The organism is Streptomyces sp. NPDC092045, from assembly GCF_044756005.1.
In the GTDB taxonomy this organism is placed as follows: Bacteria; Actinomycetota; Actinomycetes; order Streptomycetales; family Streptomycetaceae; genus Streptomyces.
The window spans coordinates 67,750-91,716 of the sequence record NZ_JBIVSC010000010.1 but is presented as its reverse complement, the minus strand read 5'-3'; the positions used below and the strand labels follow the sequence as shown (position 1 = coordinate 91,716).

20 protein-coding genes and 6 pseudogenes are annotated in these 23,967 nt (G+C 67.8%); 15 read left to right on the top strand and 11 right to left on the bottom strand.

Features of this window, described 5'->3' with window-relative positions:
* Positions 1-43: 43 nt before the first annotated feature.
* A complete protein-coding gene (locus ACIQKA_RS22795; RefSeq protein WP_402542177.1) occupies positions 44-700 on the top strand; it encodes a hypothetical protein in 657 nt (218 codons plus the stop codon).
* A 269-nt stretch (positions 701-969) separates the two neighbouring features.
* A pseudogene (locus ACIQKA_RS22790) lies at positions 970-1,187 on the top strand (XRE family transcriptional regulator); the annotation flags it as partial.
* A 232-nt stretch (positions 1,188-1,419) separates the two neighbouring features.
* Here ACIQKA_RS22790 and ACIQKA_RS22785 read toward each other — a convergent pair.
* Together ACIQKA_RS22785 and ACIQKA_RS22780 are read right to left on the bottom strand one after the other, a co-directional pair.
* Positions 1,420-1,857 carry a ricin-type beta-trefoil lectin domain protein gene (locus ACIQKA_RS22785; protein WP_402542176.1) on the bottom strand — a complete coding sequence of 146 codons (438 nt, stop codon included), beginning with the start codon at positions 1,855-1,857 and terminating at the stop codon, positions 1,420-1,422.
* 130 nt (positions 1,858-1,987) lie between these two features.
* Positions 1,988-2,494 carry an RICIN domain-containing protein gene (locus ACIQKA_RS22780; RefSeq protein WP_402542174.1) on the bottom strand — a complete coding sequence of 169 codons (507 nt, stop codon included), beginning with the start codon at positions 2,492-2,494 and terminating at the stop codon, positions 1,988-1,990.
* 231 nt (positions 2,495-2,725) lie between these two features.
* On the opposite strand from ACIQKA_RS22780, the pseudogene ACIQKA_RS22775 reads away from it, so the two are divergent.
* Positions 2,726-2,924: pseudogene (locus ACIQKA_RS22775) on the top strand (IS5/IS1182 family transposase); the annotation flags it as partial.
* Positions 2,925-3,094: 170 nt separating this feature from the next.
* A pseudogene (locus ACIQKA_RS22770) lies at positions 3,095-3,205 on the top strand (XRE family transcriptional regulator); the annotation flags it as partial.
* 551 nt (positions 3,206-3,756) lie between these two features.
* Here ACIQKA_RS22770 and ACIQKA_RS22765 read toward each other — a convergent pair.
* The 4 genes and pseudogenes from ACIQKA_RS22765 to ACIQKA_RS22750 all read right to left on the bottom strand — a co-directional run bounded on the left by ACIQKA_RS22765 (position 3,757) and on the right by ACIQKA_RS22750 (position 8,862).
* Complete coding sequence (locus tag ACIQKA_RS22765; protein WP_402542173.1) at positions 3,757-4,407, bottom strand: hypothetical protein; 651 nt, start codon at positions 4,405-4,407, stop codon at positions 3,757-3,759.
* Positions 4,408-4,567: 160 nt separating this feature from the next.
* The gene (locus ACIQKA_RS22760) at positions 4,568-5,644 is read right to left on the bottom strand and encodes a response regulator (RefSeq protein ID WP_383157282.1); all 1,077 of its coding nucleotides are present in this window, start codon (positions 5,642-5,644) and stop codon (positions 4,568-4,570) included.
* A 628-nt stretch (positions 5,645-6,272) separates the two neighbouring features.
* Positions 6,273-7,489: pseudogene (locus ACIQKA_RS22755) on the bottom strand (MFS transporter).
* Complete coding sequence (locus ACIQKA_RS22750; RefSeq protein WP_402542172.1) at positions 7,486-8,862, bottom strand: NAD(P)-binding domain-containing protein; 1,377 nt, start codon at positions 8,860-8,862, stop codon at positions 7,486-7,488. The pseudogene ACIQKA_RS22755 and the gene ACIQKA_RS22750 overlap by 4 nt, the downstream one beginning before the upstream one ends.
* 107 nt (positions 8,863-8,969) lie before the next feature.
* On the opposite strand from ACIQKA_RS22750, the gene ACIQKA_RS22745 reads away from it, so the two are divergent.
* The 5 genes from ACIQKA_RS22745 to ACIQKA_RS22725 all read left to right on the top strand — a co-directional run bounded on the left by ACIQKA_RS22745 (position 8,970) and on the right by ACIQKA_RS22725 (position 12,200).
* Entirely contained in the window at positions 8,970-10,028 is a 1,059-nt protein-coding gene (locus ACIQKA_RS22745; protein ID WP_402542171.1) for a flavin-containing monooxygenase, read from the top strand.
* 38 nt (positions 10,029-10,066) lie between these two features.
* Entirely contained in the window at positions 10,067-10,429 is a 363-nt protein-coding gene (locus ACIQKA_RS22740) for an ArsR/SmtB family transcription factor (protein WP_402542170.1), read from the top strand.
* On the top strand, positions 10,426-10,932 hold the full coding sequence (locus ACIQKA_RS22735; protein WP_402542168.1) for a GNAT family N-acetyltransferase: 507 nt from the start codon (positions 10,426-10,428) through the stop codon (positions 10,930-10,932). Before ACIQKA_RS22740 ends, ACIQKA_RS22735 begins: the two co-directional genes overlap by 4 nt.
* A gap of 51 nt (positions 10,933-10,983) precedes the next feature.
* On the top strand, positions 10,984-11,730 hold the full coding sequence (locus tag ACIQKA_RS22730) for a TIGR02391 family protein (RefSeq protein WP_402542166.1): 747 nt from the start codon (positions 10,984-10,986) through the stop codon (positions 11,728-11,730).
* A 113-nt stretch (positions 11,731-11,843) separates the two neighbouring features.
* Complete coding sequence (locus ACIQKA_RS22725) at positions 11,844-12,200, top strand: hypothetical protein (RefSeq protein ID WP_402542164.1); 357 nt, start codon at positions 11,844-11,846, stop codon at positions 12,198-12,200.
* A gap of 254 nt (positions 12,201-12,454) precedes the next feature.
* Here ACIQKA_RS22725 and ACIQKA_RS22720 read toward each other — a convergent pair whose 3' ends face one another.
* The 3 genes from ACIQKA_RS22720 to ACIQKA_RS22710 all read right to left on the bottom strand — a co-directional run bounded on the left by ACIQKA_RS22720 (position 12,455) and on the right by ACIQKA_RS22710 (position 14,985).
* Entirely contained in the window at positions 12,455-13,516 is a 1,062-nt protein-coding gene (locus tag ACIQKA_RS22720; RefSeq protein WP_402542163.1) for an ArsO family NAD(P)H-dependent flavin-containing monooxygenase, read from the bottom strand.
* Positions 13,517-13,597: 81 nt separating this feature from the next.
* Positions 13,598-14,683 (bottom strand): ACR3 family arsenite efflux transporter, encoded by a 1,086-nt coding sequence (gene arsB, locus ACIQKA_RS22715; RefSeq protein ID WP_402542161.1) that lies wholly within the window; start codon positions 14,681-14,683, stop codon positions 13,598-13,600.
* Positions 14,680-14,985 (bottom strand): ArsR/SmtB family transcription factor, encoded by a 306-nt coding sequence (locus ACIQKA_RS22710; protein ID WP_383326820.1) that lies wholly within the window; start codon positions 14,983-14,985, stop codon positions 14,680-14,682. Before ACIQKA_RS22710 ends, arsB begins: the two co-directional genes overlap by 4 nt.
* A gap of 74 nt (positions 14,986-15,059) precedes the next feature.
* Here ACIQKA_RS22710 and ACIQKA_RS22705 point away from each other — a divergent pair, with 74 nt between their 5' ends.
* Positions 15,060-15,491, top strand: a complete 432-nt coding sequence (locus ACIQKA_RS22705; protein WP_402542160.1) for an arsenate reductase ArsC — start codon at positions 15,060-15,062, stop codon at positions 15,489-15,491.
* Between the two features lie 71 nt (positions 15,492-15,562).
* Complete coding sequence (locus ACIQKA_RS22700; protein WP_402542292.1) at positions 15,563-16,477, top strand: transposase family protein; 915 nt, start codon at positions 15,563-15,565, stop codon at positions 16,475-16,477.
* Between the two features lie 53 nt (positions 16,478-16,530).
* Here the strand turns inward: ACIQKA_RS22700 and ACIQKA_RS22695 are convergent.
* Together ACIQKA_RS22695 and ACIQKA_RS22690 are read right to left on the bottom strand one after the other, a co-directional pair.
* Positions 16,531-16,869 (bottom strand): annotated as a pseudogene (locus ACIQKA_RS22695) (transposase); the annotation flags it as partial.
* 14 nt (positions 16,870-16,883) lie between these two features.
* Positions 16,884-18,127, bottom strand: a protein-coding gene (locus tag ACIQKA_RS22690) for an IS3 family transposase (protein ID WP_402542158.1) whose coding sequence is annotated in 2 segments (ribosomal slippage) — positions 16,884-17,845 and positions 17,845-18,127 — 1,245 coding nt in all. Because the reading frame shifts where the segments join, the coding sequence is not laid out codon by codon here.
* Positions 18,128-18,186: 59 nt separating this feature from the next.
* On the opposite strand from ACIQKA_RS22690, the pseudogene ACIQKA_RS22685 reads away from it, so the two are divergent.
* The 4 genes and pseudogenes from ACIQKA_RS22685 to ACIQKA_RS22670 all read left to right on the top strand — a co-directional run.
* A pseudogene (locus tag ACIQKA_RS22685) lies at positions 18,187-18,546 on the top strand (DUF5958 family protein); the annotation flags it as partial.
* 259 nt (positions 18,547-18,805) lie between these two features.
* Complete coding sequence (locus ACIQKA_RS22680) at positions 18,806-19,957, top strand: ParA family protein (protein ID WP_402542157.1); 1,152 nt, start codon at positions 18,806-18,808, stop codon at positions 19,955-19,957.
* Positions 19,954-21,363 carry a ParB/RepB/Spo0J family partition protein gene (locus tag ACIQKA_RS22675; RefSeq protein WP_402542156.1) on the top strand — a complete coding sequence of 470 codons (1,410 nt, stop codon included), beginning with the start codon at positions 19,954-19,956 and terminating at the stop codon, positions 21,361-21,363. The genes ACIQKA_RS22680 and ACIQKA_RS22675 overlap by 4 nt, the downstream gene beginning before the upstream one ends.
* A gap of 320 nt (positions 21,364-21,683) precedes the next feature.
* Positions 21,684-23,243, top strand: coding sequence for a DUF2637 domain-containing protein (locus ACIQKA_RS22670; protein WP_402542154.1), 1,560 nt, complete (start codon positions 21,684-21,686; stop codon positions 23,241-23,243).
* Positions 23,244-23,967: the final 724 nt, after the last annotated feature.

Sequence of the window (23,967 nt, the reverse complement as noted above, 5' to 3'; positions counted from 1 at the left end):
GTGTACTCACGCGCCGGGCTCGGCATGATCGGAGACTGGGCGCATGACCCGAACCCGCCGCTCCACCAGCACGTTTGCCCGCTCCTCGCGCCGACCGCGACTCACCCCGGCCCTCACGGTCCTTGCGGTGCTGGTACTCGGCGCCTGCGGCACAGCGAAGGCCACCGGCAACAACGAGCCGGCCTCGACCGCGGTGGCCACGGCAGCCGCGCCCGCGAAGCCCATGGAAAGCCTGTCCTCTCCGTCCCTCGCCGAGATACAGGAGTACATCGCACAGACCTGCCCAGCTCCGGGGACCCCCCTGGAGGGGCCGCCGAACCCGCAGCCGGCTCCTCCCGGTGAAGAGGCTCCAGCCGGCATGGTCGAGCCGGTGATGCCCACGTCGGGACCGGAGGTGGAGCTGAACGCGCGCGACTGGTGCGCGAGCAACCACCACGAGCAGCGCATCTACGTGGCCGTCCAAGAGCTGACGGAGCCCACCCCGGCCAAGGTCAGGGCGGCCCTGAACGGCCTCGGCTACCCCGACGAGCGCATCCACGACCTCAAGCAGTCCGGTGTGACCACGCAGTTCTTCCTCGACCTGCGCGAGAACGGCGGACGGCTCTGCCTGGAGGGTTCGGTGGGGGGCGAGGAGCCCGTCGTGGACAAGTGCGTGGCCCCCGCGACCGGCCCGTTCACGGTCGGGAGGACGCAGCACTGACCAGCCCCGTACCGACCCGAGGTCCGTGATCTGTTCGTCGACCGGTCGTCCGCGCCGCCTACACGATCCCTCCGGCGCTGTACGGCCGTCTTGCTCGGGGGAGCCTGCCTCCCCGGCTGAGCTCGCTTCGCGTGCGGCACCACCCTCGGGTGCGGGTCGGTGACAGCCACAACAGTTCTGAGTCTCGGGTGGCATCAGTGGCCGGACCGTAGTGGCTGTTCAACCTCCCTGGCAATCGATCCATGTTCAGTGCCAGAGGACAAAAGCCAACCGGCCAGGACTGCATCCGGCACCTGACCATCGCCCTGCCCCGACCTACGCCGCCCGCTCCTTCGACGCCCAGGACGCCGGCGCCAACGAGCACGAGCTCCAGCAGATCGCCACCGAAGCACTCAAGGACGTCTACTTCCAGAACGGCGGCCGTCGCGCCTGCTCTCTGGACAAGGTGCGCTTCACGGACATCGAGCACCTCGAGTCCGAGCTGTAGCGGCCATACCGCGAGCGGCGTGCAGATCTACTGAGGCTTTGTCCTACGTGGTGAGACGGGCGAGTCGCTTGTAGTGACGCAGGGCTGCGGCGTGGAGCGCGCTGGGTGGTGTGAGGGCAGCCACAAGCCCGGGAGTCGGCGCTACGCCGATGCTGCTCCCGGGCCCATGCCGTGATCGCCGAGTGGACGCGGATGTGGCAGGGTGCCACTCACCGTGCCCCGGGGCGGCGGTCTACCAGAACCACCACTGCTGGTAGGGATTGTTGTTCGTCGGCTGGTTCAGTTCCTTCAGATACACATTGCCTTTGGCGTCCGAATCCAGGTTCAACGAGACACCGTAGGGCCGGAAGTTGTACTGCTGCTGGGAGCCGGTCGCAGTCGACCAGGCGCGATTGTCGGAGTACCAGCCTGCGGTTCTGACGCTGGTTCCGTTGTGCTCGAGAAAGAGCAGGGTCTGCACGTTTCGCAGGTAGTACTTGCCGGCTATCGTCTCGCCTACCCACTGCTGGTAGGGATTGTTGTGGTCGCCGGCGCACGGGCTTGTGTAGACATCGCCAGAGTAGTTGGAGTCGAGACAGCGCCCGGTGGCGACGTTCTTGATCTGGGTCCCGACGGCCATGGTGCCCACCTCGGCAGCGCCGGCGCTGCCCGTCATGCCGGCCAGCACCATGACACCCGCTCCCAGGGCTGCTGTCAGCCCTGAAAGAACACCTCGCTTACTCATACAGAAGCCTCTCATTAATTCACTGAAGATTTGCTTTCTCGCCGATTTTTTTACAACCGCGTGCTGGTTCGGTCTTTTACCAGTACCACCACATCTGGTAGGGGTTGTCGTTCTTCGGCTTGTTCATTTCCTTCAGGTACACATTGCCTTTGGCATCCGAATCCAGGTTCAGCGGGCTATTGCCCCAAGGCCGGAAGTTATACCGCTGGATCTCACTGACAGCTATGGCATGCCAACCTCTATAGACAGAGTCAGATCCGACAGTTCTGACACCAGTATTCCCCGACCCGTAGTGCCCAAGGTAAAGCCCGGTTTGCACGTTCTTCAGGTAGTACGTTGCGCCGCTCCACTCGCCTATCCACTGCTGGTAGGGATTGTTGTGGTCGCCGGCGCACGGGCTTGTGTAGACATTGCCATAGTAGTTGGAGTCGAGACAGCGGCCGGTGGCGACGTTCTTGATCTGGGTCCCGACGGCCATGGTGCCCACCTCGGCAGCGCCGGCGCTGCCCGTCATGCCGGCCAGCACCATGACACCCGCTCCCAGGGCTGCTGTCAGCCCTGAAAGAACACCTCGCTTACTCATACAGAAACCTTCCCCGAGTTCACTAAAGATTTGTTTTCTCGCCGATTCACCATAGGCCTCCCGACCGTGAGATCGAGACGAGCGATCCGAAGAACAGGCGGATCGCCTCCAGTGCTGCAGCGCATGACTCTTGAAGTATGAACACCAAGAGCTAACGTTATGCTGCTGGTTGACTAACGCTTCGCTACTAAGCCGTAATACGCTTCATGTTGCTGCTTCCGCTTCTCACCCCGCCGCTGGAAATGCATGGCTGTCCACATCGCCCGCAAGGACATCGGGTCATCAAAATGGCGTAGACGCCGCAGGCGGGTCATCGAGCAGGCTGTGTTCTGGCTGACCGGCTACCACCGGCTACCACCGGCTCAACCAACGCTACGAAAGCCGCCCGCGTAACTGCCTGGCCTTCCTCTACCTCGCCGCAGCCCTCTGCGCGCCGCCCGGACACCGTGAACCGAAGGCACGGGAAGACACCCGGCCGGTACTGGGGGGCAAGGCGGCTGCGAACAGTTCGACGTGCCGGAGCTCAACCTCGCCCGGTACATCAAGGACGGCAACCTCAGCGACACTGACACCGGTGAGAACGAACGCGAGCTCGAGCAGATCGTCGTCGAAGCGCTCAAGGACGTCTACTTCCAGGACGGCGGCCGCCGCGCCGACTCTCTGGACGAGGTGCGCTTCACGGACATCGAGTACCTCGAGTTCGAACTGTAGTCCGGCTCCTCGCCCAAAAGGCCGAACCACATCAATGTGCCAAGGCGCGATAGTTGTCACGAAGGCGGCCAGACACGACGTCCCGGGTGTGACTGAGCACTGCAGTCGGCCCGTAAGTGTTCTGGCTGCGGGCCGGGTTCGCGCTGGGAGGACGCCGCAGCGGGGCGCCCTCCGGGCTGCCAGCCAGGTGCGATGAAATGGCCGCGTGACCGTACATGATGTGGCCCGAGCGCTGCCCGGTATAGAGGAACTGCGCACCCATTGCCGAGGGCTCGCGATACTGGACGCCGTACTCAGCCCGGAATGAGACGCGCGGTTCTACTCCTACAACGCCAGCGGCTGATCGCTGCCACAGCCGCGCCCCACGGGGATGAATCCTCAAACAGGAGGGCGCCAACGTAGCCGTCCAGTAGCCGCCGCCCCGAAGCCGGCGAAAGCCCGCAATGGTCGACCCGGCGGCTCAACGCGCGGCCACGGCAGACTGCCCCGCACCACCCGCCGGTTGCATCGACTGGCGCTCCCTGCCGGGGAGCGCCACGGGCAGCCCGGGGTCAGCCGCCACCCGAGTTGGCCGAGACCGAACCACCTGATGTCCAGCGGGAGCTGGACTGCGGCCGTTCGCGCGTGCTGCGCTCGATGCGCAGCAACACCACAACCCCAGCCGGGCCGAGCAGAGCCTTCAAGGCGTCGGCGAGCCGCCGCGGGTCGCCGACGAACGGGAGCTCGATCCGCTCCCGGGCGCCCCCCAGGACGAGTTCCAGCGCGAACGTGGAGACGGCCGGCTTGTAGTCCCCCTGGTAAGGCTCCACCACCTTGTGCGTCAGCCACACCTCGCGCAGGGTCGCAACGGGCAGCCAGGCGTCCGGCCCGGCGGCCCGGACCAACCGCAGGGACGCGGGCACCCCGGCTGGCGCGAACTCCACCCGCAGGATGTCCCGGGCCCGGGAAAACGCCAGCACCGGCCAGCCGATCAGGTACTCCAACCCGACGATCACCCCCACCACCACGAACACGGTCGACGCCCGTGCCCCGGCCAGCGCCATCCAGAGGGCGACAACCAGGGTCGGCACACCCAGGGCGAGCGGAACGAACAACGCCGGCCCCACCGACATCAGCGCGTTCCACACCCGACCGGTCGGCCCCGCGCGCAGGACCAGATCCGTCGAGCCGGGGCCTTGCCTCAACAAGGGATCGGTGGCCATATCTCCAGCGTAGGACCGGTCCGCAAGAGCGCCTCGACCACATCCGGCCGATGGATAAGGCACTGCTTCTGACAACCCGTAGCCCTCAGTCAACGGGCACGGCTAGGTACGCGGCCACCGGTATCGTCCCGCTCGACCCCACGGCGTGGCAGCGCCCGGACTACGGGGTATGCCGCTCCAGGTAGATGGAGGTGAACACGGCGACTTTGGCGCGCAGGGCCCAGGGGTCGAAGGGCTTGCTGATGTAGTCGACGGCACCGGCGGAGTAGCCGCGTGCGGAGTGCGCGGAGTCCACGCCCATGGCGGTCAGGAAGATGATGGGGACGTCACGGGTTCTCGGGCGGCGTTTGATGTGTGCGCAGGTCTCGTAGCCGTCCATCTCCGGCATCTGCACGTCCATGATGATGACGGCGAAGTCGTCGTGGTCGAGCAGGGCTTTCAGGGCTTCCCGGCCGGAAGAGACGGTGACGAGTTCCTGGTCAAGCGTCGCCAGGACCGCGGTCATGGCGAGCAGGTTATCGGGCTGATCGTCGACGACGAGAATCTTGGGCATGCTCTGCGGAGCGGCGGGCAGCGCCGCCGTTGCGGCCTGTTCGACGGCGTCCAGTTGCCGTTCGAGGAGATCGCAGCGGCCTTCCGCCGCCGCGCGCTGAGCCTGCGCTTCCTGCAGGGCTGCGCCGAGTCGCTCGACCTCTCTTTGGAGCTCGTTGCGCTCCTGAATGAGCCCGGAGACCTCCGGGTGCGCTGCCGCAAGCTCATCGGCACGCTTGCGTTCGGTGACACGGTCGAGCTCGAGCTGGTTGAGCCGGGTTTCTAGGTCGGCGATGCGTTCTGTCCGGTCCAGCAGCGCATCCCCCAGCACATCCCCGCGGACGCTAGAGCGCCGGGAGACGCGGTCGGCGTCGGCCAGCTGCTGCTCCAGGATCTCCACCGCATGTTTGGGGGAGGAGGAGGCGTCCACGGCCGAGCCGTACAGGCCGCGTACGAACTCGATGGCCTCGGTGGTGACCGCGGTGCCACGGTGCTCGGCAACATCCGCGAAGAGGTCACTGATCACCTGCCAGGGAGGTAACCGGGTGCCGTTCAGGTAACGCGAGACCGTCCCCGGGTCCAGCCGGCGCCGGGCCGCGTACCGCCGCACCGACACCTTCAGCCCCTCGAACAGCTCACGCAGCGCCTCGGCGAGCGCCCTCGAGGCATCGTTGAGATCCTCCCCCAGAGGCCGTAGCTCACCCATTGCTCTTCTCCCGGGCCGTACTCACCGGTGCGGGGCAGGAAGGCTGAGCCGACCTGTCCTCACAAGAGATCAAGCTGTTGAAGAAGGGCACAGCCAGTCCCGCAGCAGCAAAGCCCGCGAGCAGACTCCGCGCGGTGCCCTCCCCGGCCAGGGCAGTCAGCCCGCCTGCCACCGCGCCCGCAAGCACAGCGAGCAGAAACACCAGAGTCGATCTCAGCGACAGCAGAGGACGCTCCACCGTGCTCTCCATTCTCCCAACCCGCTTGTGTCGGGCAGGTGTTGTCACCCGTTCGGCCGCTTGCCGAAGGGAGAAACTAGAATGGACGACCCCAGCAGTGTTGCGATCCACGATCCGGAAATGAGGCAGCACGCGGGCCGTGTTGCGCAGGGGGCTGCTGCGGGTACGGCGCGGTCCTGGCCGGTCAGAGGCCTGGAGGCTCGGAGGGCCGTCACAGTGTTGCTCTGCAACGCCGACGGGCCTCGGCAACGATGCGCCGAGTACTGCCGAAGCGCTCATACCCATTCGGCGTTCTGTGTGTTTGCTGGCGCGCCTGCCATGAAGAGCGTTGGTGCGGATCGGTGTAGGCGAGGCTGTGCCGGTCGCGATGGTGTGGGCGTGGGCCGGGGTCTATGCCGGGTTGCGGGGCGATGTTCCGGCTGCCACGAACGCGCCTGCGAGAGCAAGGGTGGCCAGGAGGGCGAAGAGGTGGGGGGTGCCGCCCAGGGGTGGTGCGAGGAGGGCGGCGGCGAAGGGGGCGGATGCGGTCATGGCGGGGGCGCTGAGGATGCCGGAGAGGCTTCCGTAGTGGGTGGTTCCCCAGCGGTCGGTGACGGCGGTGGTCTGGAGCAGGGTGAGGTTGCCGCGGACCGCGCCTGCCGCGACTGAGACCGCGATCAGCACAGGGTAGGGGCCGGAGGCGACGGCGAAGGCGGCACTGGTCACGGCGCCCAGGGTGAGGAGGGTGACGGTGCGGGAGGCGGGGGTGGTGTGGCGGGCGAGGGGGGCGTAGAGGATGCGGCCGAGGGTCTGGCCGGCGCCGCCCAGACCCAGGACCCAGGCGGCCTGGCTGGTGGTGTAGCCGCGGTCGGTGACGAGGGGGACGAGGGTGACGACGGCCGCGTACATCGCAAACGCCGACAAGGTGAAGGCGAGTGCGAGCAGCAGGAAGGGCCGGCTGCGGATGATCGCGCGCGGGGCGTCGTGGGTGTGGGCCAGTGCGGGTGGTGCCGGTGGCCAGAGGGCCCGCAGGGCCAGGGCATGGGCCGGAATCGTGATCACGGCCAGGATCACGGCGAGGACGAGGTAGGTGGCGCGCCACGTCAGCTGGCTTGCGAGGGCGGCGGTGAGGGGGGCGAAGACGGTGGAGGCCAGGCCGCCGGCGAGGGTGACGATCGTGAGCGCGCGGACGTGGTCGGGGGCCCACCAGCGGGTCAGAGCGGCAAACGCGGGCTGGTAGAAGGTGGCGGACATGGACAGTCCGGCCAGGATCCAGCCGGCGAAGAACACCGGCAGGTTCGGCACCGTCGCCACGATCACCATGCTCACGGTGCCGCGATGGAGCCTGCGGTCATGACGGTGCGCGGTCCGCGCTGGTCGATGATCCGGCCGACGCGGATGCCGGCGAGACCGGAGACGACCAGGGCGAGGGAGAAGGCAGCCATGGTGCTGGCTGCGGGCCAGCCGGTGGTGGCGGTGATCTGGGGGTTCAGGACGGGGAAGGCGTAGTAGACGATGCCCCAGCTGGTGATCTGGGTGGCGCACAGGGCGGGCAGCACGGCGCGGGGCCGCGACCGGACCCCCGTCCCGGTCACAGCCCCGCTGGTCGCGGTGCTCAGTTCGGTCACGAGCAGCAGGAAGGCGCCGGAGCCGTGGTCTCGAGCGGGATGAGGGCCGGCGCCGGGGCGCAGCAGCCGCCGCCGTCGGTAGTGGTCTCGTCGCTCTGGGGCTGGTCGAACAGGCCCGCACCGCCGCAGACTCCGGTCTCCGGCAGGACCAGTTCGACGCGCTCGGCTGCCTCGTGGTCGCCGGCGATGTCGGCGACGACCGAGCGGACCTGCTCGTATCCGGTGAGGGCGAGGAAAGTCGGGGCGCGGCCGTAGGACTTCATGCCGACCAGGTAGATGCCCTGCTCGGGGTGGGAGAGCTCCTTGACGCCGTGCGGGTAGACCGTGCCGCAGGAGTGCTGGTTGGGGTCGATCAGCGGGGCGAGGTCGACGGGTGCCTGGAGGCGCTCGTCCAGGCCGAGGCGGAGCTCGTCGAGGAAGGTCAGGTCGGGGCGGAGACCGGTGAGGACGATGACCTCGTCGACCGGGTCGAGGCGCCGGCCGTCCTCCGCCACCAGGACGAGCTGGTTACCTTCGCGTTCGATGGCTTCGGTGCGGAAGCCGGTGACGGCATCCGCGTGGCCCTCATCCACGGCGGCCTTGGCGGCAAGTCCCAGGGCGCCGCGGGCGGGCAGCTGATCGGCGCTCCCGCCGCCGAAGGTGGAGCCGGAGATACCCCGGCGCAAGATCCACACCGCCTTCGTCCCCGCACCGCCCTCGGCCTTGGCCAGGTCGGCGAGGAAGGCGAGCGCGGTGAAGGCAGAGGCGCCCGAGCCGATGACGGCGGTGCGCTTGCCGGCGTAGCGGGCGCGGGCGGCGGGGTCGGTGAGGTCGGGGACGCGGTAGGTGATGCGGTCGGCGGCGGCCTTCTCGCCGAGGGCCGGCAGGCCGGAGGCGCCGGCCGGGCTCGGGGTGGCCCAGGTACCGGAGGCGTCGATCACCGCGCGGGCGAAGAGCCGCTCCTCGCGGCCGTCGGCGTGGGTGACGTGGACGGTGAAGGGCTGGGTGGCGCGGTCGGCGTCGACGATCCGGTCCCGGCCGGCGCGGGAGACGCCGGTGACCCGGGCCCCGAACCGCACACGCTCACCAAGGGTGTCGGCGAGCGGCCGCAGGTACTGCTCGGCCCAGTCGCCACCGGTGGGGTAGGTCTTCGCGTCGGGCTTGGTCCAGCCGGTGGGGGCCAGGAGCTTCTCGGCGGCCGGGTCGGTCAGCTCGCTCCAGGTGGAGAACAGCCGCACGTGTGCCCACTCGCGTACCGCCGCGCCCGCCTGCGCTCCGGTTTCCAGGACCAGGGGTTCGATGCCGCGGCCGGTGAGGTGGGCGGCGGCGGCCAGGCCGGCCGGGCCGGCCCCGATGACCACAACGGGCAGCTGCTCGGTGGTGGTGGCGTTCATGACGAGTCCCCTTGTGTTTCGACATGTGTCGATCTCTTGCGCCGCCAGCATGACACCTGTATCGATAGGTGTCAACATAGACATTCGTCGAACCTGGGTGGTTGTTCATGAAGCACGCCGACGTCGCCGTCATCCGAGGCGGTCAGTCCGGCCTCGCCGCCGCGCACAGCCTTCTGCGCGAAGGACTCAAGCCGGTGATCCTGGAGGCCTCGGACCAGACGGCCGGGTCCTGGACCCGGTACTACGACAGCCTCACCCTCTTCTCACCCGCTCGCTACAGCGCGCTGCCGGGGTTGCCCTTCGGTGGCGAGGCGGGCCGTTACCCGCACCGGGACGAGGTGGTGGCTTACCTGCTGCGGTATGCCGAACGCCTGGACGCCGACATCCGCACCCGCAGCAGGGTCACGTCTGTCCGTACGGCCGGGGACGGCTTCACGCTGGACCTCGAAGGCGAACAGCGGCTGGGGGCTCGGGCAGTGATCACGGCCACCGGGGGCTTCGGTCGCCCGAACCGGCCCGCCCTGCCCGGACTCGACACCTTCACCGGCACGCTGCTGCACGTCTCGCAGTACCGAACCCCGGGCCTGTTCGCCGGGCAACGGGTCGTAGTCGTCGGCGCGGGGAACTCAGCCGTGCAAGTTGCCACCGAGCTGGGCCGGGTGGCGCGTGTAACTCTGGCGAGCCGGGCGCCGGTGCGCTGGTTCCCGCAGCGCCCGCTGGGGCGGGACCTGCACTTCTGGCTGAGCGTCACGGGCCTGGACACGGCACCGCTGGGCCGCTTCCAGCAGCGGCCGGCCACAATGGCGGTCATCGACGACGGCCGCTACCGCGCCGCCCTCGCCGCCGGCCGGCCGGAGCGGCGCCCGATGTTCACCCGTATCGACGGACTCGTCGTCACGTGGGCCGACGGCACGGTGGAGGAAGTGGACGCCATCATCCTGGCCACCGGCTATCGGCCCGACCTCGACTGCCTTGCCCCACTGCTCGGAGCCCTCGACGGTACAGGCAGGCCCCGGCACCGGGACGGCTCCTCCCTTGCCCATCCCCGCCTGGCGCACGTCGGGCTGGAATGGCAGCGCAGCCTATCGTCGGCGTCCCTGCGCGGCGTCGGCCGCGATGCACGGCGGGTGGCCCGCAGGATCGCCCGGGAACTGCGCAGCCGGTAACCCTGGGGACTTGCTTCGACATGTGTCAACATAGACGTATGTCGAATGTGAAGGCGTTGCCGCTCCTCGAGCCCGCCGTCGAACCGTGCTGCCCGCCTCTGAACGAGCGGCCCCTGACCGCCGAGGAGGCCGAGCCGGCGGCGAAGATGTTCAAGGCACTGGGCGACCCTGTCCGGCTGCGCCTGTTCTCCGCCGTCGCCTCGCACGAGGGCGGAGAAGCCTGCGTGTGCGACATCTCTGACGTCGGTGTCTCCCAGCCCACTGTCTCCCACCACCTGAAGAAGCTCAAGGAAGCCGGGCTGCTCACCTCCGAGCGGCGCGGCACCTGGGTCTACTACCGCGTCGAACCGGCCGTCCTGGCCGCCATGGGCGCCCTGCTCACCAAGGCCTCCGGCGCATGACCGCCTCCCTGTCCACCCTCGTCATCCCGCTGACCGCCGACCACGCCGATCAGGTCATCGCGATCTACCAGGCCGGCATCGACGAAGGCAACGCCACCTTCGAGACCACCGCCCCCACCTGGGAGCAGTTCGACGCGGGCAAGCTGCCCGAGCACCGCTTCGCCGCCGTCGACGAGGCCGGACGCCTCCTGGGCTGGGTCGCCGCCTCACGCGTATCGGAGCGAAGCGCATACGCCGGCGTCATCGAGCACTCGGTGTACGTCCATCCCGGTGCCCGCGGCCAGGGCGTCGCCTCCGCCCTACTGAAGGCGCTGGTCGCTTCTACAGAGGCGGCGGGAATTTGGACGATCCAGGCCGGGATCTTTCCCGAGAACACCGCCAGCCTCGCCGTCCATGAACGGGCCGGCTTTCGGGTCATCGGCACTCGAGAGCGCATTGGCCGCCACCATGGCGTATGGCGGAACGTCATGTTCGTCGAGCGGCGCAGCCCTGCCGTCTCCTGACCACCATGCCGGGCGGGTTCCACTGTCAGTGGATGTGTGGATGATGGCGTGATGACTCTCGACATCGACTGGGCACGTGGTGAGCTCGCCCGTTTCCTGGAACTGACCGAGCTGTACCGGCCGCCTGACCCGCCCGGCGTGATGCTCTTCGGCAGCAGCCTGTCCAACAGGGGATCACAGAGCGACATCATCGCGAGCGCCCACGTGGTGGAGAAGATCCTCGACCGGGTACTGCCGCGCTGGAAGACCGAGGTTCCCTCCGACCGCAACGAGGAGGTCAACCGCTGGTGCCAGCACCGGGAGGCCGCCCAGCGGGCCGAAGCGGCACTCCAGCGGGATGCGGAGATCCGTGAACGTCTGGGGGACAACGCTCCTCAGCTCAGTGCCGCGACCATGCACCCGTGGGTCTGGCAGGGCGCGCGGGCACTGTGGCAGAGCGGTCACTTCCGCGAGGCCGTCACCGCTGCGGCGAGAAAGGTCAACGCCGAGACGCAGAACAAGGTGCAGCGGCGAGACCTCAGCGAGACGAAGCTTTTCCAGAACGCCTTCTCGCTGACTCCGCCCAAGGAGGGCGAGCACCGTCTTCGCCTGATGAAGGATGACGGCGGAGACACCTTCCGCAGCATCCATCGCGGTGCCATGGCCTTCGCCGAAGGTTGTTACGCGGGCATCCGCAATCCCAACAGCCACGAGGACGGCCTGCCGGAGCTGCCCGAGCACGAGGCGCTGGAACAACTCGCGGCGTTGAGTGTCCTGGCCCGCTGGGTGGACAAGGCCGAACTGTCACAGGCGAATTGAGAACTAGTTCCGGCCGGTAACGTGATCAGCTTTCCGGCTGGGGGACCGGTGTCGGCGCCGCGCCGTAAGCTATAGGGACGGCGCGGGGCCGACAACAAATAGGGAGTCCCCTCATGAATTGCCCCCCTGTCCCCGCCGCGCGGTTCATCGCCCGCGTGCTCCCCGACCCGTACGAGACTCTGCTCGGCGGAGTGGACCCCGAAGCCCTCCACGACCTCCTGGCCGCCGTCTTCGCCGACTTCTGCTGCCCGCCGGCCGGTCACACCGTGTCCTGGCAGGACTGCTACGACGCGGCCCAGATACGGCCCCTGCCGCACAAGGCCAGCTTCCTCCTGGACGCGCGCGGCATCCCGCTGCCGGTGCCTGCCCATGTGTGCGGTGAGGCCGCCGACCGGGCCCGCAAAGCCCAGGCAGCCGCGATCCGCATCCACCGGACAGCTGCCGGTATGCCGCTGGACAACCAGAGCTGAGAAAGAGGGCCGGCCGCGCCCGAGGACACGGCCAGCCCCCTCTATGCTCCTCAGCCCCACAGGGAAAGTGTCATTTACTTATGCCCGGCGCCAACGCCCGCTTCGCAGTGACCATAATCGGCAGATCCGTTGCTGGCGGGCTGCTGCTCGGAGTGGTCCCGGACGTAGTGCTGATTCCCGCCTTGGCCGTGATCCTGCTCGTCTCTGCCGTCAAGGTCGCCCGGTACCACTGACCGCCGTGGCCACTCCTGCGGTCAGCGCAGGAGATCGGTGACGGCCCGGACGGCGTCGCGGGCGGGGCGGCCGACGCCGATGAGGGTGGCGGAGGCAGGGCCGGTCCAGTCGCCATAACCAAGGAGGTGCAGGCGCGGTTCGCCGATGGCCTGGGTGCCGGTGGTGGGGATGTGGCCGCGGGGGCCGCGCAGGCCCAGCGGGGCGAGGTGGGAGAGGGCGGGGCGGAAGCCGGTGCACCAGATGACCGCGTCGGCATCCGTCGTGGTGCCGTCGGGCCACTGCACGCCGGTCGTTGTGAGGCGGGTGAACATCGGCTGGGCCTTGAGCAGGCCTGCGTCGCGGGCCGCGCGGACGGGCGGGACGGCGACGATGTCGCCCAGCGAGGCGACGCCGCCGGTATCGGTGCGGCCTTCGTCCAGGGCGCGGCGGCGGGCGGTGGCGTGGTCGAACAGGGCGCGGCCGTCGATGTCGTCGGCGAGGTAGCGCGGTTCGCGCAGGGTGACCCAGGTCAGTTCGGTGCTGTGCGCGAGGTCGGCGGCGATCTGGGCGCCGGAGTTCCCGCCACCGACCACGATCACCTTCTGCCCAGTGAAGCCCTCGGGCCGCCGGTATTCCATGGTGTGCAGCTGGGCGCCCTGGAACTCTGTGCGTCCGGGAACGGCGGGGACGAAGGGGCGGGACCAGGTACCGGTGGCGCTGATGACCGCGCGGGCCCGCCATGTCCCGGTGTCGGTCTCCACGCGCAGGAGTTCACCGTCGCGGTGGACGCCGCTCACTCGTACGGGGCGGTGGAGGGGAAGGTCGTAGCGCTGCTCGTAGTCGGTGAGGTAGTCGACGACGTGGGCTGCGCCGGGGTAGGTCTGGCCCGGCTGCGGTGGCATGAGGCGGCCGGGCAGGGAGGAGTAGGCGGCGGGGGAGAAGAGGTGGAGGGAGTCCCAGGTGTGCTGCCACGCTCCGCCCGGGGCAGCGTCGGCGTCGAGGATGACGAAGTCGAGCCCGGCGCGGCGCAGGTAGTAGCCGGCGGCGAGACCGGCCTGTCCGCCGCCGATAACGACCACGTCGGCGGTGCGGTGCTGGGTCATAGCCAGCTTTCCCTTCTCGACGGCGGTGCCCCGCCCCGCACGGCGGGGCGGGGCACCTGGCGGGTGACGCGGAACGCGTGCCTACCGCTGGGCGGGGGTGAACTTCTTGCGCCAGGCCAGCGAGACGTAGACCAGGGCGACGAGGACGGGGACCTCGATGAGGGGGCCGACAACGCCGGAGAGGGCCTGTCCGGAGGTGACGCCGAAGGTGGCGATGGCGACCGCGATGGCGAGCTCGAAGTTGTTGCCCGCCGCGGTGAACGCGAGGGTGGCGGTGCGGTCGTAGTGCAGGCCGATGGCCTTGCCGAGCGCGAAGGTGCCGAACCACATGAGGGCGAAGTAAACCAGCAGCGGCAGTGCGATCCGGGCGACGTCGAGCGGCTGGGAGGTGATGGTCTTGCCCTGCAGGGCGAAGAGGATGACGATCGTGAACAGCAGGCCATAGAGGGCCCAGGGGCCGATCTTCGGCAGGAACTTGGTCTCGTAGGTCTCGCGTCCCAGCTTCTTCTCGCCGATGCGGCGGGTGAGGAAGCCGGCGAGGAGGGGGACGCCGAGGAAGATGACGACGTTGAGGGCGATCTTCCACATGGAGATGTCCAGCGTCTCGCCTTCGCCCAGGCCGAGCCAGCCGGGCAGCAGGTCGAGGTAGAACCAGCCCAGCAGGCCGAAGGCGATGACCTGGAAGACGCTGTTGAGGGCGACCAGAACGGCGGCGGCTTCGCGGTCGCCGCAGGCCAGGTCGTTCCAGATGATGACCATGGCGATGCAGCGGGCGAGGCCGACGATGATCAGGCCGGTGCGGTATTCGGGCAGGTCCGGCAGGAAGATCCAGGCGAGCGCGAACATCACCGCCGGTCCCAGCACCCAGTTGATGACCAGGGAGGAGACCATGAGTTTCTTGTCGCCGGTCACCGCCTCCAGCCGGTCGTAGCGGACCTTGGCCAGCACCGGGTACATCATGATCAGCAGGCTGGCGGCGATGGGCAGGGAGATGCCGCCGATCTCGACCTTCGCCAGCGCGTCGTTCAGGCCGGGGATCAGGCGGCCCAGACCCAGGCCGAGGGCCATCGCCAGCAGGATCCAGACGGCGAGGAAGCGGTCGAGCGTCGACAGCTTCGCGACCACGGATGCCTCCGGGGCGGCGGTCGGGGGGGCGGTGGGGCTCAACAGGACCTCTTGGAGTCGGCGTGGGTGCGGGCGGTGTCGGCGAGTGCGGCGAACTGGCCGGCGAGTGCGTCGAGGACGTCGGGCTTCAGTCGGTAGTACGTGAACCGGCCGCACGGCTCGGTCTCCACCACGCCGGCCTCCCGCAGCACCTTGAGATGGTTGGAGAGGTTGGTCTGTCTGGCTCCGGTCTCCTCGACCAGGTGCGTGGTGCACAGGGTCTCGTGGGCGAGCAGGGTCACGATCTGGAGCCGCAGGGGGTCGGCGAGGACCTTCAACAGCTCAGTGTCGACTGACGTCAGCATGGACTGATACTGTCACATCAGTGAGGGGTGATGCCAGTCCGGGCTGATGCCCGTCTGTCACGAAAGAAGAACCGATGTCCGAGTCCCCCCTGGCCTCCGTGCTGTTCGTCTGCGTCCACAACGCCGGGCGCTCCCAGATGGCCGCCGGATTCCTGCGCCACCTCGCGGGCAGCCGCGTGGAGGTCCGCTCCGCCGGCTCCCTGCCCGGCGACCAGGTCAACCCGGCCGCCGTGGCCGCCATGGCCGAGCTCGGCATCGACATCTCCGACCAGCAGCCCAAGGTCCTAACTGTCGAGGCCGCGCAGGCGTCGGACTACATCATCACCATGGGCTGCGGCGACGCCTGCCCCTACTTCCCCGGCAAGACCTACCTCGACTGGGTTCTTGAAGACCCCGCCGGCCAGGGAGTCGACGCCGTCCGACCCATCCGCGACGAGATCAAGACGCTCATCGAGGGCCTCATCGCCGAGATCGACTCCAAGAACGCCGAGAAGCAGAAGAAGTGACTTACGAGCTGGTGCGTGATAGCGGGTGAGGTGTCGTGCCTGGTCGGTGGCATGATCTGCCTGTGGCGATCATGGTCAATCGGGCAGTGTTGTCGCATCGGCTGTTCACAGGGCTCTCTTCGCGTCATCTCGCTTGTCTGATCGAAGAGCTGGCGGTGCCGTGGCAGGCCGGAGCCGAGGGGCGTCGTCATGCCGCGCGAGGTGGAGCCAGGAAACGGGCCGCGGGAGCCGGCGCCCGCCACCGGTTGGTCTTCGTCGACCGGCCGGCGGCCACGCTGATCCACCTGCGGCACGATCTGCCGCACTCAGTCCTTGCCCTGCTGTTCGGTGTCGACCGTTCCACCGTCACCCGGGCCGTCGGCGAGATACACGGACTCCTGGCCGAACGCGGATGCGCAGTCCCCGACCGTCCTGATATCCGGCTTCGAACCCTGGCAGATGTCTTCGCCTACGCTCAGGCCGAGGGTGTCGAGCTGCGCCCGGACGCCACCGAGGTCCAGGTCCGCAGGCCCACCGCCGGCCGCGGCGGACGGCGGGCATTGGTGTCGGGCAAGAAGAAACAGAACACGATGAAAGCCACCGTCATCGCCGACCGGCACGGTCACACCCTGTGGGCCGGCAACCCGCGCCCGGGACGCATGCACGATACGACCGCCATCCGCGGCGAAGGTATCGATGAGCCGTTCCGCCACTTCCCCGAAGTCCACGTCCTGCTCGACAAGGACTACCCGGGACCGCGGCGTGATCACCCCGGCCAGGCGATCACACCACCGCGGAAAGTGAACAAGATCTGCCCGCCCGAGATCCACGCAGCACAAGAACAGGCCCGCCACCACCACTCCTCCCGACGCATACCGGCGGAACACGCTCTTGCCGATCACAAGCGCCGGAAGCAGCCGACCCGCTGGACCCACCGGCGAGATGCCCTGTCCGATACCTACCGGGCCATCGCCGGCCTCGTCTCCGACCGCAACACCATCACCTGACAAGACCATCAGCTCAGGAGCGTGCATCTCACCCGCAATCACGCACCAGCTCGTTAGTGATCTGAGTCAGAGATTCGTCGGCAGTAGGCGGCGACTTTGTCGAGGATCTCGTCGGCGGTCTTCGTCCAGACGAACGGTCTGGGGTGCTCGTTCCAGTTGGCGAGCCAGGCCCGGATGTCGCGTTCGAGGGCCTGGACGGAGCGGTGGACGCCGCGCTTGAGCTTCTTCTGCGTGAGTTCGGCGAACCACCGCTCGACCAGGTTCAGCCAGGACGCGCTGGTCGGCGTGAAGTGCAGGAGGAACCGCGGATGGGCCAGCAGCCACTTCTTGATGTCGGGCGTCTTGTGCGTCGCGTAGTTGTCCAGGATCAGATGAAGCTTGAACCGCTCCGGGATCGGTGGAGGCTCTATGCGTTGACTCCAGCCGCCGGTTGGGGCTGGTGTTGAGCGTAGTGGTTGGTCTCGTGCTCGTGGGGCGGGATGTCGCCGATCGCTGTGTGCAGGCGCTGGTTGTTGAACCAGTCGACCCATTCCGCGGTGGCGAGTTCAACGTCGGCCAGGCCGTGCCAGGGCCTGCGCGGCTTGATCAACTCCGTCTTGTAGAGGCCGATCTGGGATTCCATGAGCGCGTTGTCCAAGGCGTCGCCGACGGTGCCGATCGAGGCGTCGACGCCGGCCTCGATTAGGTGCGCGGTGAACGCGAAAGACGTGTACTGACTGCCCGCGTCCGAATGATGAACCAGCCCCGGACCGACGGGAGTTCCGGCGCGATCGCGACGCCACAAGGCCATGTCGAGTGCGTCGAGGACGAGCTTGGCCCGCTTGCTGGTGGCGGCGGACCAGCCCACGATCGCCCGGGAGAACACGTCCACGACGAACGCGACGTAGACGATCCCCGACCAGGTGGCGACATAGGTGAAGTCAGCCACCCACCGCTCGTTCGGCCTGGACGCGGTGAAGTCGCGTTGCGGCAGGTCAGCGGACCGCTCATGGCCATCGTCCCGGACGGTGGTGCGGATCTTCTTCCCGCGCCGGGCGCCTTCGAGGCCGAGGTCGCGCATCAGCCGGGCGACGGTGCAGCGGGCCACCGGTATGCCCTCGCGGTGCAGCTGACGCCAGACCTTCCGGACCCCGTAGACGCCGAAATTGTCGGCGTGGACGCGGATGATCCGCGTCTTCAGCTCCCTGTCGCGGATCGACCGGTCGCTGGGGGTGCGGTTCCTGGCGGCGTAGTAGGTGCTCGTCGCGATCTTCAGTCCGTGGCTGGTCAGGACTCGGCAGATCGGCTCGACCCCTAACACCTGGCGGTGTGCGTCGATGAACGCTACGAGCGCTTCGACGGCCGGTCGAGCTCGGCCGCGAAGAAAGCCGAGGCCGCCTTGAGGATCTCGTTCGCCCGTCGCAGTTCGGCGTTCTCGGCCCGCAGCCGCTTGATCTCCGCGGCCTCTTCCGACGTGACTCCGGGCCGCTGGCCTGCGTCGACCTCGGTCTTGCGGACCCAGGTCCTCACCGTCTCGGCGGCACCGATCCCCAGCTTGGCCGCGACCGCCTTCATCGCGGCCCACTCGGTGGGGTAGTTCGGGCGGATCTCCGCAACCATGCGCACCGCGCGCTCGCGAAGCTCGGGAGGGTAAGGGGACGGACGTGCCATGACTCGATCCTCTCAGGGAATCGAGCCTCCATCAGACCCGGAGCGGTTCACTCGCCCAAGGGCTCCGCCCCATGTCCCGGGGCATCACATGGTTCGACACCCTGAGCCCGGAGGAACAGTCCAGGGTCCTGCTGTTCCTGTGTCACCACTGTGTTCAGGCACGCGCCGTTGCCGAAGACGGGCCGGAGAGCATTCGCCGTGCTGGACTGCGCCTGACGCACACGCCGGCAGTACTGATCACGCGTGGTCGGATCGACGAGCAGCTGGGGAAGATCGCTTCTCTCAAGCCCCTCGACGAGCGCCGGAAGGCGTTCCGGTTGCTGATTGCGGTACTTGCTATCACCGACGAACGACGTCGCGAGCGGTACTGCTCGAACGGTTGCGCTCATTGGTGGCACAGGTTGTCTTCCACGGGCTGACCTCCTCCGCCTGGCGTCAGGCCTGGCTGGGGTCGCGCGTCAGACGCATACGGCGCCTGCCTGGCTGGCAGTGCTGAGCATCTTGTTGTCCGCGGACAACAAGATGCCGATGGCCTCTCCCTCGCGTAGCTGTTTCGACAGGATGCACTGGCGTTGCTGAGGGGCTGCACAGCTCAGCTACGGGTCTCTTCAGAGGATCTGTGGATGTAATCCGCGTGTGGTGGCTGACTCTGCCCCCGGACGCTACTAAGGTAGCGCCATGACCGCTCCCTACAGCCCTGATGATCGGGAAAAGGTAGTTGCCAAGCTGCCGACCGACCTGCGACGCGAACTCAAGGTACGCGCCGCGGAATTGAGTGAAGACATCCAGGACGCCGTGACCGCCGGCGTGACCTCCTGGATCAAGCTGAAGAGCCACCCCGCCGTCGACACCAGCGGCGGATCCTCCTTCTCGACGTACCTCCCTGCCGGTTTGTACGAGAAGCTGAAGTCCGCCAGTTCGTCGCGAGGCATCTCCTACAACCAGGGCGTGGCCCAGTCGATCCGCCACTGGCTGGACACCCACCCCTCCTCTCGTCGTTCGGCGCCCAGCACCACAGGAGCGCGACGGCTCGTCTTCGGCAACCAGAAGGGCGGTGTGGGCAAGACTTCCGTGTCCGCCGGTGTCGCCCAGGCCCTGGCCGAGATGGGCTTGAAGGTCCTCTTGGTCGACTTCGACCCGCAGGGCCACCTGACCAAGCAGCTCGGCTACCCGATGCTGGGGATCGACGCCCCCAGTCTCGCCAAGCACATGCTCGGTGACACCGAAGGCGACCTGCGGGAGCTCTTCGTCCCGATAAAGGGCGGCGACTTCGAGGAGCAGCTGTGGCTGCTCCCGTCCTGCAAGGACGCCTTCCTCCTGGACGCGAAGCTGGCCACTACTCGCGCCGTGCGTATCAAGGAGATCGCGCTGGAGCGGGTCCTGACCGAAGTCGAGGAGGAGTTCGACTTCATCCTCATCGACTGCCCCCCGAGCCTCGGATACACCATGGACACGGCCTTGTACTACGGCCGGACCCGTGAGGGCGAAGAGGCCGGCCACTCCGGACTTGTGGTCCCGGTCCAGGCCGAGGACACCTCCGGCGATGCCTACGACATGCTCGCCGATCAGGTGGACGACCTCTGCGAGGACCTGAAGGTGGAGATCAACATCCTCGGGTTCGTCGTCAACCTCTACGACGCACGCAACGGGTTCATTGCCACCTCTTCCCTGGAGTCCTGGCAGAACATGGACGAACCCGTCCTCGGTGTCGTGCCGGAGCTGAAGGAGCAGCGCGAGGCGGTGCGCCGTAAGGAACCTCTGCTCGCCTACGAGCCCAACTGCGAGCAGGCCCAGGTCATGCGCAAGATCGCAAGGAGGATCAAGGGATGAGCATCGCCGACAAGGTCGGGCAGAGCTCTTCGTTCGGTCGCTCCCGGCGCAGTGACCGCGGGCGGGCCAAAGCGATCACCGAAGGTGCGATTCCCTCTTACGAGCTGGTGCGGCTCGACCTTGCCAAGGTCTCTCCCACCCCGTTGAACCCGCGCCGGAACTTCGGCACGAAGGAGGAGATGACCCGGTTCGGCGAAGAGCTGCGCCAGGTGCAGCTCGCCGCCTGTGTCGCTGTGAGCCGCGCCGCCTACCTGAAGTTGTGGCCCTCGCACGAGGACCTGATCGGCGACGGCTGCGAACACGTACTGATCAACGGGGAGCGCCGTTACCGTAGCGCCCTGCATGTGGGTGTCGAGCAGCTCGACTTCGTTGTCCGTGATGATCTGGCCTCCTCGAGGGAGGAGTTCGTCGACCATCTGCTCGCGGAGAACCTCGAGCGCGAGGACTTCGACGTGATCGAGCGCGCCCGCGGTGTCCAGCAGCTGGTCGACGTGTGCGCGGAGGGCGAAGGCGAGCGAGGGGCCCGCAGCCGGGCTGCGGAGAGGCTGGGCAAGGACCGTTCCTGGGTGACCAACCAGCTGGCTCTGCTGACGCTGCCTGCTCCTCTCCAGGAGCAGCTCAGCTCGGGAGCAGTGTCCGAACGCGACGGTCGCTTCCTGGCACGGCATCTCAGCAAGAACCCCGGTCTGGACACGGCGGCTCTGCTGGAGCATCTCGCGTCTGTCAAGGAAGCGGCGAGTCAGCAGCGCGAGACCCAGCAGCGACTGATCGATGCCGGCCGACAGGTCCTGCAGCAAAGCAGCGCTGACAGCTTGTTGTCCGCGGACAACAAGCCTTCCCCCGCCGCTCCCGCCCCGGCCGGTGCAAAGCCGCACGGGACGTCCGATGACGCGTTGTTGTCCGCGGACAACAACATTCCCCTTCCTCCGGTTCTCCCCGCTGCGCCGGTGGAGAGCCGAACTGCTGCCGGAGGTTCGTTGTCCGCGGACAACAACCTCTCTCCCACCGTCCTCCCTCCTGCGGGCGCAGATGAGGACGAGAGGAGCAACGATGCTTTGTTGTCCGCGGACAACGAAGAAGCAGCGCTGTCCGCCCCGGAAGAAGCGAGCCGCAGGCGTGCAGATGGCGTCCAGCCGGAGCCTTCTGTGCCTTCGCAAGCTACGGGTCAGAACATTGCCGAACCTCGCGACGTCACTGCGGTCAAAGACAAGAATGCGGCCCTGGCCGCGCTCAAACGGCACACGCGAGACGCAGCCGAATTTGCCGCGCGCCTGCAGAGCATTGCTGCGCTCCACCGTGAGGCTGCCGAGGCGGATCGCGAGGTGGCGGACAAGCTGCTCGCCGCTCTTCGTGAGCAGATCCAGAAGGCCTTGGCTCAGTTCCCTGCTGATGTGACGGGACGCTGAGGACGGGCCGCCGCAGAGCCGTCGAACCGTCTTTGCCGGTTGTTGTCCGCGGACAACAACCGGCCTGCGGCTGATGAGTCCTTTCCACAGAGCACCAGGAACTCCTGGTCTCTTCGAGCGCAAAGGGCATCCCTGCCAGCTGGGGTCGAGCCGGTCAGTAAAGGCCGCCCCTGCCGTCGGGGCGTCTGTTGAACTTCCTGCCCGCTTCACCCGGTGATCAAGAGTGCTGACGAACCATGGCGCACTTCGTCGGACTGGTTGCCCGGGTGGCTGATCGTGAGAGTGTGAACGAACTTGCTGCAGATACAGGAGAGGCGGGCATGACGATACGCACCTCACCGATCCTGCTGACCCGCACGCACAGGATCCTGATCGGGGTCATCATCGCGGGCGCCGTGGTGATCGCCGGCATCGGATTCGCGGGGTCCTACACCGCTGTTCGCGAGCTTGCGGAGCAGAAGGGGTTCGGTAATTTCTCGTACTTCTTCCCTATCGGTGTCGATGCAGGAATCTGCGTACTCCTCGCCCTGGATCTGCTGCTGACCTGGTTGCGGATTCCCTTCCCGCTGCTGCGGCAGACCGCGTGGCTGCTGACCGCGGCGACGATCGCTTTCAACGGTGCGGCCTCCTGGCCCGACCCGCTCGGCGTCGGCATGCACAGTGTCATCCCCGTTCTCTTCGTCGTCACGGTCGAAGCAGCCCGGCATGCGGTGGGCCGTATCGCGGACATCACCGCCGACAAGCACATGGAGGGCGTGCGCCTGACTCGCTGGCTGCTCTCCCCCGTGCCGACGTTCTTGCTGTGGCGGCGTATGAAGCTGTGGGAGATCCGCTCCTACGAGCAGGCCGTGACGCTCGAGCAGCACCGGCTCATCTACGAGTCCCAGCTGCGGTCCCAGTACGGGCGGCGCTGGCGGCGCAAGGCGCCGGTTGAAGAGATCATGCCGCTGCGTCTGGCCCGCTACGGCGTGCCCCTCGCCGAGACCGCCGGGCACGTTCTGGAGGGAGCCGGCGTCGACCTGAGCACCACAGTGTCCGTGGTCCGTGCCGATGAGCCGACGGCATTCGACGATCACCAGCGGGCCCTGGAAGCCGGTGCGGGCCAGACGGCCAGGAGCAAAGAGGAGGACACAGCCGAAGGTCTGCCGACCGTGCTGGTGTCCTTGCTGAAGGAGGAGACGGCGGCCGGCCAGAGAGGCGCGGAGCAGGACTTCGAGCCGTCTGCTCCTGTGCCGGCTCCGGCGACCGACGTCTCGGTCTCGGCCGAGGCCAACGCGCGCCACCCGTTCTTCCAGCCGGCCAAGTCGCAGCCCGCCGTCGCTCCCGTCGTGGTCGACGAGCCGACCACGACGGTCGACGAAAGCGCCGGGAATGACGAAGCCGACAGCAGCCCGCACCCATTCTTCGAGCCGGCCGCGCCCCGGACCGTCGTCACAGAGCCAGCTCCTGACGCCGACGAGCCGCACGTGCGCGAGCCGGCCGGGGCGCCGACCGCCACTGTGATCGAGGAGAGTCGGGCCGGCGGGGGAGTGCCGGAGCAGATCTCTCTCGACCTCCCTTCCGCGCGGCCGGCGGAACCGGCAGGGGACTCGATGCTGTGGGAGGCCACGGTGGCCGATACCGGAGAGGCCACCGCGCGGCTGCCCGAGCAGCAGACTGCAGAGCTGGCGCTGGAGCCGGTGGAGCAACAGATTGTGATGGTCAGCGAGTGGCTCGTCGAGGCTGAGGAGAGGGGGGAGAAGCTCTCGGGCGCCGAGGTCGGCCGCCGCCTTGGCCTGTCTCCTCGGACCGGTCAGCGGCGTCTGGACAAGGCCGCCGAGTACCTGGCGGAGCAGCGCCGGCAGCAGGGGCGTGCGCACCTGCGGTCGGTGAAGAGCTGACCAATTCCGCATCCGACAGTGGCCGATGACCGATCGGGGTCATCGGCCACTGTCATGCCCAAGGGTCTGCAGGAGCTCGTCGGCATGTGGCCGATGCTCCTTCATGGCCGGTCCGCAGGATATGTGGCCGATGGCTGGTCGCCTTCTCATCGGCCATCGGCCATCGGCCATGGCCGATCTCTCGGTCATCGGCCACGCGGTGCAGTGACCGATCTGCCCCTGCCGAGTCCCGCTCGACCCGCCTGAGGAGGCCAGCGTGTCAACAATTGCACGGTTCGGACGGGGCAGGCTTGCCCGATTGGCTACCGCAGGCTTGCCCGGCACCCGGGCAGGCTTGCCCACGGTTGCACGGCCCGGATAGGACAGGCTCGCCCCGCACGCAGGTGGGCTTGCCTGATCGGCTACGGAAGGCTTGTCCAGCAGATGGGCAAGCCTTCCGGCAAGCCTGGGTGAGGAGAGTTCACGGCACGAGATCCGAAAGGAGACGTGCCGTGCTCGATGTACAGCACCCCGCCCACATAGCCGGCGAGATCTTTCTCCGCCTGGATGCGGAGTAGTCGGCGCTGTACTCCGACCCCGCTGCCCGAGTTGCTGGTGGCCGAGTGGCCGAGTGGCTGGTGGCCGACCGGCTGGCCGATGGCGTCGGGGCCGTGACCGACTGGCCGATGGCCGATGGCCGATCGGCCGGCTCATGCCACCAAGACAGTGACCGATCAGATGGTGG